General features: G+C 32.9%; 8 protein-coding genes. 2 read left to right on the top strand and 6 right to left on the bottom strand.

Annotation, left to right across the window (positions count from 1 at the left end; all coding sequences use genetic code 11):
• Nucleotides 1-363: 363 nt before the first annotated feature.
• Nucleotides 364-834, top strand: a complete 471-nt coding sequence (locus BPMYX0001_RS26080) for a DinB family protein (RefSeq protein WP_006097177.1) — start codon at nt 364-366, stop codon at nt 832-834.
• Between the two features lie 223 nt (nt 835-1,057).
• Here BPMYX0001_RS26080 and BPMYX0001_RS26075 read toward each other — a convergent pair whose 3' ends face one another.
• The 5 genes from BPMYX0001_RS26075 to BPMYX0001_RS26050 form a co-directional block, all read right to left on the bottom strand.
• Nucleotides 1,058-1,618, bottom strand: a complete 561-nt coding sequence (locus BPMYX0001_RS26075; RefSeq protein WP_006097175.1) for a hypothetical protein — start codon at nt 1,616-1,618, stop codon at nt 1,058-1,060.
• Nucleotides 1,619-2,299: 681 nt separating this feature from the next.
• Nucleotides 2,300-2,404, bottom strand: coding sequence for a YjcZ family sporulation protein (locus BPMYX0001_RS31605; RefSeq protein WP_078212141.1), 105 nt, complete (start codon nt 2,402-2,404; stop codon nt 2,300-2,302).
• Between the two features lie 740 nt (nt 2,405-3,144).
• The gene (locus BPMYX0001_RS26070) at nt 3,145-3,822 is read right to left on the bottom strand and encodes a hypothetical protein (protein WP_006097171.1); all 678 of its coding nucleotides are present in this window, start codon (nt 3,820-3,822) and stop codon (nt 3,145-3,147) included.
• Between the two features lie 217 nt (nt 3,823-4,039).
• Nucleotides 4,040-5,494 carry a plasmid recombination protein gene (locus BPMYX0001_RS26065; RefSeq protein ID WP_006097170.1) on the bottom strand — a complete coding sequence of 485 codons (1,455 nt, stop codon included), beginning with the start codon at nt 5,492-5,494 and terminating at the stop codon, nt 4,040-4,042.
• A 1,498-nt stretch (nt 5,495-6,992) separates the two neighbouring features.
• The gene (locus BPMYX0001_RS26050) at nt 6,993-7,193 is read right to left on the bottom strand and encodes a hypothetical protein (RefSeq protein WP_240517036.1); all 201 of its coding nucleotides are present in this window, start codon (nt 7,191-7,193) and stop codon (nt 6,993-6,995) included.
• Between the two features lie 1,487 nt (nt 7,194-8,680).
• Here BPMYX0001_RS26050 and BPMYX0001_RS26045 point away from each other — a divergent pair.
• On the top strand, nt 8,681-9,196 hold the full coding sequence (locus BPMYX0001_RS26045) for a helix-turn-helix domain-containing protein (RefSeq protein ID WP_033799411.1): 516 nt from the start codon (nt 8,681-8,683) through the stop codon (nt 9,194-9,196).
• 105 nt (nt 9,197-9,301) lie between these two features.
• On the opposite strand, the gene BPMYX0001_RS26040 is transcribed toward BPMYX0001_RS26045, so the two are convergent.
• Nucleotides 9,302-9,862 (bottom strand): MerR family transcriptional regulator, encoded by a 561-nt coding sequence (locus tag BPMYX0001_RS26040; protein ID WP_033799410.1) that lies wholly within the window; start codon nt 9,860-9,862, stop codon nt 9,302-9,304.
• Nucleotides 9,863-10,023: the final 161 nt, after the last annotated feature.

Here is a 10,023-nt window from a genome sequence, read left to right as displayed (position 1 = left end):
TTACTTCTCGATAATAACATCAAAATCTTTTTTCTCTATATAAGATTTTATACAAAAAAAGAGTAGCGAGGATCCCTAAGATCCCCGCTACATCAACAATGTATAAAATCGTGTATAGAAAAATAAAACAAGGACAAGAGGGAATCCCCTTTAAAACAAAAATTCCACCTTGTCCTTGCTACCGATAATGGGACGTTATGTTAACCGAGCATGAATGTAATATTCATAACATATTGTTTCTTTTTGTCAGTTACAGGACGATTCGTTTGTTAAATGTATCCGAAAAAAGAACGAATGTTTGCATTTTACTTGAAAATATTTGTAAACTTAATTTATAAGACTAAGTGAAGGGGAGAAATACAATTGAACACTATTGATTTATTATTATTAAATCTAAAAGAAGTGAGAAGAAGGAGTATAAAGGTATGGAAAGCAATTCCGAGTGATAAATTAGATTGGAAACCAGATGAAAAAGCTATGACTTGTTTAGAGATGATTCGACATGTACTGGAATCAGAACATTATTATCATCTGGCTATTGAAAATAGGGGAAGTCTAAAAGAGTATAATTCTCCATTTGAAAACAGACCTTTTTTATCTGTCGAAGATGAACTGAATTTTGCTGAGATATATCACAAACAATTTTTAGATACTGTTCGTTCTTTTTCTAGTGAAGATTTAAATACAATTAAAATTGATCGTTCAAATGTAGGGTATATCCGTTCTTTAGGGGATATGTTAATGCGTATAGCATATCATGAGGGTGTTCATACAGGACAAATGTTAGATTATATGAGAACAATGAAAATTGAACGCCCAAATATATGGGATTAATAATTTCACTACCAATAACGATAATTATGTAAATGAGCTGTCCATATGGACGGCTTATTGTATTTTTTTGCTTAGCGTGGTTTTTTTCCAAAATGCTGGCGGTATCCCTAATAGTAAAAAAACCAAGATTTCCCATCCGGGATACTTTCATTCAGCGGTTGTTTGTGAAAAAAACTTCCATGTCAAAAAAATTTGGATCTTCAGATCCAAATTTTTTCTTTCTTTAATCGCGTTTTTTGCATTTTTCTCTGCGTTTTTTGCATTTTTCTATTTGGTCGCCTTCTTCACCTGCATTTTTTGCTAAACTATCCGTTCCGCCTCCCACTGCATGTTGCTGTTTGGTATTAGAACTTTCGATGGCAGCGTTGGTTCCCGCTGCACTGTCCTCTCCACCACCACTTGCTACTTGAGTAGCACTAGCCTGTTCCTCACTGGTTTCATTAATTTGATTATTGATGATAAGTACAAATTCTACCTCTTCATCCGAATTTTCTTTTTTCATTTTATGCGGCTCAATCTGATCTCCACTAATTCCTTTATTTATCGCTTTGCCTCCAGCGCCCACCGTTTGTTGCTGTTCGGTATTTGATGAATCGATTGCTGCATTATTTCCTGCTGCACTGTTTTGTCCGGCTCCACTGGCAATTTGTGTTGTATTCGGTGCAAATGTAATCTGATTATTAATGACAATGACAATTTTTCGTTTATCAGCAAGATTTCCCAAATTAATTTCTTCGCCATCTTTTTTTACAAATCGAAACGTGATTTTTTCATTGTTTCCCATGTTCTCACCCCCTTTGTAGTATTAAATGACTAGAGAATGATAATCGATTGGACAAGGGTATTTTTTTTATAAATATGTGCAACTTCACCGAAAATGAAGGGTGTATTACCAGGTTTCCGTATTTTCCTTGTTTTTGAGTGTGAGGTGAAGGTTGGGGTGAAGCGAGCGGCTAGCCCCTTTTAGTGTTATAAAATATAGAATAAGAACTTATTCTTGAACAGTAGATCTAGGCAGTTCGGCAGGTACAATTGCTAATCCAAGTCGTGCTACCTAAATTCTCGTTTTTGATATGTTCGGCTTTTCGGCATACCTACACCTGCCGAAAAAAGTTCCTTGCGGAACTTTTAGCCCTTATATAGAGAGTTAGAGTAAATTAACCTAATTTGAGTATAAAAATGTTGTTATATCAAGAGCTTACAAGCATTTTCGTAGTTATCAAATTAGGTAACTACGAAATTATAAAAAAAATAGCCCTTAAAAAAGGGTTACTGGAAAATTCTTTAATAATGATGCGTTATGTTAACTTCACATGAATCTTTATTCATCACCATTTTCCACAGTTTAAAAAGATAACTTGTACCTATCTTTTGAATCGGAAGACCCCCAATTTTAACTCCACATCATATAAATATTTTTTTCATAAGAAAAGACACCTTTACAAGTGTCTTTTCTGATTGTTTTTTAGCAGAAGCAAGCAGCTCCAACTATGATTAATAATATAAAGAGCACAACGAGTAATGCGAATCCTCCAGCAAAGCCGCTGCCACAACTACCACCAAAGCCCATAATAGTTCCTCCTTTAGATAAGAGGGGAAAACAAGGGATCACTCATGTATTTTAACGGATTCATATTATTTTATGTCTTTAAATAATATACGAGCAAGTCTTTTAAGAAATAAAGAAAGAACACTCTAATGAATGCCTTTCTCCAATGTAATCGGCATATAACCACACCCAAGGTTTTGAAACACCCCTTGCTTTTTGGCTAGAGTGCTGGCTCGTCGTGTGGGGGCGAAACCCCACGTATTACGTATCTATTTTTAGAATAAGAACTATCTTGGGACGAATGATCTAAGCGGTTCGGCTCGTATACTTGCTTGTCCAAGTCGAGAACCATTGCTTTGCTTTTTGTCTGTCGGCTTGGCGAGAAAAGCACACGAGCCGAAAAAAGTTCCGCAAGGACAGGGGAAAAAAGAAAAGGCGATAGCCTTTAGGTGAGGATTAACGAACCGACTTTTTTTCTCCTGAAGGTGGAGATTTTTGAGCGTTTTTTGCTCAAAAATACTACCTGTTCCTTGCGGAACTTTTAGCCTTTAATAATAGTGATAATAGAGAGCATCTACAAAAAACGTGTAAATCCCTTGATATGACTGGGTTGAATACACTTTTCAGGGTGTGACGTTTTCGTCACACTTTTAAGCCTTTTTGTGACGTTTTCGTCACACCTAAAAAAATACAAATAAGTAACCAAGTGGATAATACACTTTAAAATACATATAAAAAAGACTATATCAAATTGATACAGTCTAAAAAAATCGAGCTGGTAATTTCACTTTTTTACCATTTTGATCTTTAAGATTTTTCAAAGAATATTGAAACAATCTCATCGTTAATTTATCAAGTTTTACTTCATTTTTTCGAGGTGCACAAATCATTATGTAAGGATTTACCACCCATGTTCTAGGACTTACAGTGCGACCATTTTCAATAATTTGTCCAGCACCTTCTGGATTAAGTAAAATTTCTTTTTTCTTTAATGAATTCATAACCAAAGAAGTTTTTTCTCTTGATTTTCCTATCATTTCAGCAATTTCAGAAACAGTTGCTGCTTTTGGTAACTCAAAATCTTCCTCAGCACTCTTTCGTTTCCTTTTAAATTTATCATCTCTACAAATAATAACATTACTTCTAAATTCCAAATAAGCTTGAATTCTAAATAAAAAACTTTCTTCTGCTTGAGTTAAATAACCAATACTATTCAACAAATCTAAATTTCTGTGCATTACTTGATTAAATGGCTCTCCAGCAAATGGATCTTTATTAGTTCCAACATAATGGTCTTCTCCAGTTAATTCTTTTAACTGTTGTAAAAGAGATTTTTTTAGTTCTTCAGCTTGGTCTCTTTGTTTCCCATCTTTCTCAAAATCTCTTTTTCTAGCATTTCTATCAGCTTGATTTAAAGCTTGTCCCAATTCTTCATTCATTGTTAATTCCTCCTCTAAATTGAGGGAATCAACAAAAACACCTATTTTTTGCTATTTGATTATAAAACAAATTATGATAATCTATAATCAGATAAATGAAGTCTAGGTATTTTCGTAGAATACCCTATAAAAAGAGTCATGTTCCAGCATGGCTCTTTTTTTCATTCTATCACGTTTTCAATAACCTTGAAGATAAAAACAAAGTTTCCCTATTTTTTTACCGTTCCCTATCAAAATCTCGATGTCTGCTTATTTCTCTCTTATGTTCACGTTCAAATTGATTATCTACTCCCTTGCTATCCAATTCATTTTTAACACTCTCTCTAAACGCCTTAAATTGCTCTTTAAAAACTTTTTTCGTTTGTAAATACAAAACTCTTATATTTGTCTGCAAACCCTTTATATGAGCTTTTAATGAGCTAATTTCTCTATTTAATACACCAACTTCTTTTTGCAACTGGTTTTTTTCTTGTTTCAATGTTCGATTTTCTTTCATCCATCCTTCTGCATGCACTTTTAAACTCTCATTCTCTTTCACAAAATCTATCTCTTTCAAACGCTCATAATCCTTTTTGATAGTAACTGCTGCATTCACTTGTTTTGTTATTTTACGATACTGTTCAGGTGATAATACATAATTTCTTGTCTGTTTCTTCGTGATTTCAGCTTTCCCAAACATTTTATCTTGTACTTCTGTTATTACTTCTCTACGCAAAAACGGAATCACAACAGGTTCATTTGGCACTTGATTCGTAACACTATCCAATTCTTTTTGCTGTTGTTTCACCTTTTTTTCTAACTCTATATATCGCTGACCAATCAGCTGTAACTTTTCACTTTCACTTTTCACTTGTTGTTCCACTGCTTCTAACTCTTTGTATTTATCAGCCACATGTGTTTTCACCATCTGTAATTCATTTACTTTTTCTTCAGTATGTTTCATATGATGGTCAAAAACTTCTAACTGCATTTCTTTTTCATATATTTGATTCTCAACGGTTGATTTCATTTCAGCATATTCCTTGTATTGACGAACTTTCATGTACTTGTGAGATCCTACATTTGCTCTCTCAAAATCAGAAATATGCTCTTTTGCTAATTCCTCAATATAAGCTGTTTCTAATATTCTCCAATTTGCAATTAACTCCGTCCCTTTTCCTTTTACGCCTTGTTGTTGCAAGGCTCTATCCATTCCGACACGCCTCGTTAATCCTCGACTACTTTCGAAATTCGGTACATAGTTAATATGTAAATGCGGATTTGCTTCATCATCATGTAAAACCATGTTATAAACTGCTAGATTCGGATTTCGCCCTTGAAACGCCTCAGCATACTGTTTTAACGCTTCCTTTTTGGATTCCCTATACTTTGGGTCGTCTTTGCCTTCCCCAATCGCTACAACGAGTTCTCGTTGCTCATGTGTCTTTTCATCTTTACGTATTTTTTCATAATAGTCCTTAATCTTACGGTCATTCCGTTTTTGTTTCTCGTTATACTTGTCCACCGCTTCTTGAAAGACATCCTTGTATACACTTTGGATGTCCTTTTGAACAAAGTAGATATTCTCCTCTAACCTGGATGGATCGATGCCAGGATTCCCATGAATGTTTTCCCTGTTATTATGGCTTAATGAACTTTGGTGAGATTGATTAAATGAGATAGAGAACAACATAAAGTGCCACCACTTTCCCTAGATTAATTGATACCATAAGTCTAGCAAGGCGACGAAATTGTGTCAATTAACGTAACCCTATACGTATTTTGACGCTAACGCATCAAAATCGATAGGGGTCTGCGACGCTTTTCGGCTTTACCGAGCCATGCCCAGCATGGCAAAAACAAACCTTGGGCTTTGCCCAAACCCACTGGGGAACTCTTCCCCAGACCCCATCCATCGAACACCCCAACCCCTCAATCCTTGAGGGGCTCCCTCGCCGGTTGGCAGGCCAAAACGCATACGTTTTGACACACCAAGAGGGTTTGGGACAGTAAGTCTGTCAACTCCTTAATGCTCCTTCATTTCGCTTCCGCTTCATTCTGTCCGCTTACCGTTGACAGACATGATACAACTACCTCTAATTATTTGTAAGATAACTCTATAACAAAATAACCTCACACTTTATCCACCTTAGGATACTTTAGTATTTCTAGAAATAATATATAAGATTAATACAAGAACAAATAATGAAATACTAACTATCCCAGTTACTGTCTCATTATTTACTGTGTAATTTACAATAGTAATAATAAACAAACAAAGAGTACCTATTAATGCTAACTTTTCTTTTATAAATTTAAACATTAATTCATCCCCTTTTCTAATAAATATAGCAAAAATAAATTGTAAAATAATGCAAAATTAGCAGATTAAATCTTTAAAAATCATATGATATTTCGTGACCTTACCCTCCATATGCAATATTACATATAAAAATATATCGATATAATTGTAAGCGCTTACTATAATAAAAGCATAAAGATAAATCACATCTTAGCAACAACAAAAAAGGAGGAAATAATATGACAATTGCAATGACAGTTTTAAAATTTATAGGTGGAGTAATTCCATTAGTTCAAGAACTTTTAAAAGCATTTATGTAAGTACATTATTTAACAATTATTTATAAAAATTATCATATCTTAATACGAAATAAGAGGAGGAAATAATATGGCAATCGCAATGGCAGTTTTATCATTCTTAGGTGGAATCATCCCATTAGTAGGAGAGCTTTTAAAAGCAGTAATGTAAGTTCATTATTCCGCAATTATTTATAAAAATTATCATGCAAATGATCTGTATATCAAAAGTGAATTGATGTGCAGATCATTTGTGTGAGAAAAGTCCCTTTAGCATTATGAAGGGACTTTTTTAAATTTCTACATACTTGAGGTGCCGTCACATCAACATCAAGTTAAAGCACTTTTTAATGTTTTAAAAGTGCTTTTTATTTATTATAAGTACGAATGTAAACTTTTAGATATTTGTTTACATTCATTTCCCCTAAAACATTGACTTTATACTAATTCCCCTGGTATTCTCAAAACCAACAGGAAAAGTATACATTCAAAACACTGTAAATAAAGAGATAATAGAATTCATGAACAACAAATAAGACGCTAAGCCGATCATAGCAGCGCCTACGATAATTGCTATTGGTTTAATCATTATGCTAAATATTTTTTCCTTCTTCAAGGCATGCTAACTTTTCCAACAGATCATAATAACTACCATAAGCATCTATCGTTCCTTTACTTGCTCCTACTGTCAAAGCTCCTTTAGGGTCTTGCTCTATCCACTTCCTGCTAGCTTCATCCATAATATATCCAAGCTGATGTGTATTGTTAGCAATAAATCGTTGTATTTCGTCCATCATTCATCGCCCTTCCTATTTCAATATCCGTTTTATCTAGTAAAAAGAGCACCCATTTCCGTGAGCGCCCTTTAAAGGATTATGAGAATCCCCATTAACGAAAGTTAAGGTTACTAAAGTTAATAAGGTACAAGCAGTATATGCTTGTCCTATTCAAATAGTTCATAAAAAGAGAGCATCCACATCAGTAGATGCCCAAATTTGTAGGAGTTTTCAATGAGTATTGACTAGGGCCTTAGAGAGGTTGTCCCACACTACAAATATATGCTTGTCCATCTCAAAAGGTGAAAAACAAAAAGACACCTTATACAGGTGCCTTTTCGAAAACGTAGGGGTAACGCTAAAACACAGAAACGTCATGAAGTTAATATCATTTTATGTTCGATATTCTCTAATATGCATAATGTTCATTATCAGTAGTCAACGATGTAGCGGTACCCCTATATGCTCATATTTTACAATTGTTATGAAAAATAAATACCCTAAATAGCGCTTCTTTTTATTTAGGGAAGTAACCAGCGGGAATAAAGAAATCTTTCTTTACTAATCTATGCTTAAAAATTTTAAAGCATAATTATATGATATTATGAAAAAGAACATTCCCTTACAAGAGGAATGTTCTTTTTTGCGATTCATTCGCACAACAACTTGAATCCTATTTTCTTTCAAATGTGGAAATTCATACTATCATATTTTCCCTCTGTTCAAAAGAACGGTACCCTCATACTATGTTTTTTATGGTTATTTTTGATACCCGTTATTTTTTCTAGAAAACAAAGAAACTTACAAAATCATGTCATCACTACATCCTCTTTCAAGTGGGAACTAATGTGATATAACCGAGAGTGTCCAAACACATTCTATTATTTTTTATAAGTTATATCATATAAGGAGGTGTATTCTCTTATGGTATCCGCATGTATTTATCAAGATGGAGATGCTTACTTTTTAATTGTTAAATTCAACGATAAAATCATTTTTAGAGTTTCTCTATCACCAGAATTTTATTCATTACTAGTATTCTTAGGATTTCCAATATGTAGTTAATAGTTATCTATCAACCAACTAACCAATACTAATTGATAATTTTAAACAAACAAATAGGACAAGCTAACAGATCAAAAAAAGCGAAGAAAACAAATTCTGTCATATCTTCGCTTTTTTATTTCGAGTCGCTTACAAATAGGGGTTCCGCTCACATTTTAACGAAAACATACGTTAAGCAATTTTCGACGTGAAAATAAGTGAGGTTAACATAATGCCACTTATCAGCAGTCCATGTATCTAGAAACCTAGAAAAGTCCCTTCAGAAGATCGGAAGGGGCTTTTCATTCACATAATCAATGTTATCTCTAGTTCTTACCAGTGATATTAATATAAAACAATACTCAACCATTAGTTAATACCCAGGTTGATAAAACACAACCAACACTATCGTGCTTATTTCTAAAATTTCATTTATATTTTCATTAGAGGAGGAGAGTAAAATGGAGTTAGGAAGTAAGTTAAAAAAACTACGTAAAGAACATAATTATTCTCAAAATCAGTTAGCCGATAAATTGAACGTTACTGCTCAAGCTGTTTCCAAATGGGAAAATGATAAATGCGCTCCGGATATTATTAATCTTGTTCAACTAAGCGATTTATACAATGTTAGTTTAGATTATTTAATTAAATCGGATAAAGAACTGCAAAATCACCTTTCTTTAGAAAATAACCGTTTAAAAGTAATGAAATATTTTATATTATGCATTTCTTTAATTGTTATTTTTGTTCTTTTTATTTTAATAAAATCTCAATTTTTCATGTTTGGACATGGCCTCGGAACTTGGATTCTTATTGTATGTCTTTTAGGCTTTTCAGTTTCTATTTTTTTCAGTTTATATTGTTACATAATTAAAAAAAATTATTTTATATCTCTTTGGATAGCTTTCTTAATGCTAAGCTGTATAGTATGTTTAACCTCATTTTATGACTATATCATGAAGGTAATATTCTCCTAGTATTTAAATAGCAAATGAAATAAATTAATTCTCATATGTATCTAAAAATCTAGAAAAGTTTCTTCGGAAAATCTGAAGAAACTTTTTTTTCACATAATCAATTAATTAGTCTTTAAACAAACCAAAAACACCTTTCCGTTTTTGTTTCTGATTTTGTTTCTGTATATCTCTAATGTTTTCAAGCAATAACTGATCTCGTTTCTCTAACTTTTTCTCTATAAAGACTTCTAATTCACTATTTTTCCCCTCTACTTCAGTTAGTTTTCTCTCAGTATTAGCTAAATACTCTTTTGTAGTAACTAATTCATTGGTAATCTCTTGTAATTTTTGAACTAATGCTTGATTAAATTGATTTTGTAATTGCTGATTTTCCAATACTTCATCCAATTTTTTTTCTAATTCCGATTTTTCTTCTTTTGAAACAAACGAATCAAGTTCTCCATTCTTCCATGCTCGAACTTGATCGTAAGACCATTTTTGTACATGTATTTTTTCTTTTATAGCTTTTAATTCTTCAATATTTTCCTTAGAATACCTGCGATGTCCTCCCTGACTTCGCTCGGTTTGTATATTAAATTCATTTGACCATACTTTTAATAAATCGGGAGTTACCCCTAAACTATCCGCAACAATTTTCGGTGTATACATTTCCGATTTTAGTTCCAATTTTAATTCCTCCTCCAAAAAACGGAATAAGTTTTCCCTCGCATAAACGCGATTAAATCAATATTTTAATCAAAATCGGAATTCACTTACAATTGATTTCACAACCGATTTTAAAAACGAATTGATTTCGAAATACATATCGATTTTAACACCGATACTCA

The organism is Bacillus pseudomycoides DSM 12442, from assembly GCF_000161455.1.
Lineage (GTDB): Bacteria > Bacillota > Bacilli > Bacillales > Bacillaceae_G > Bacillus_A > Bacillus_A pseudomycoides.
The sequence above is the reverse complement of the archived record's forward strand: the minus strand, read 5'-3'. Positions and strand labels throughout refer to the sequence as shown.

Bases quoted from the DNA above. Each gene is read 5' to 3' on its own strand.
- BPMYX0001_RS26075 (WP_006097175.1), bottom strand. From the start codon at position 1,618: ATGGGAAACAATGAAAAAATCACGTTTCGATTTGTAAAAAAAGATGGC.
- BPMYX0001_RS31605 (WP_078212141.1), bottom strand. From the start codon at position 2,404: ATGGGCTTTGGTGGTAGTTGTGGCAGCGGCTTTGCTGGAGGATTCGCA.
- BPMYX0001_RS26070 (WP_006097171.1), bottom strand. From the start codon at position 3,822: ATGAATGAAGAATTGGGACAAGCTTTAAATCAAGCTGATAGAAATGCT.
- BPMYX0001_RS26065 (WP_006097170.1), bottom strand. From the start codon at position 5,494: ATGTTGTTCTCTATCTCATTTAATCAATCTCACCAAAGTTCATTAAGC.
- BPMYX0001_RS26050 (WP_240517036.1), bottom strand. From the start codon at position 7,193: ATGGACGAAATACAACGATTTATTGCTAACAATACACATCAGCTTGGA.
- BPMYX0001_RS26045 (WP_033799411.1), top strand. From the start codon at position 8,681: ATGGAGTTAGGAAGTAAGTTAAAAAAACTACGTAAAGAACATAATTAT.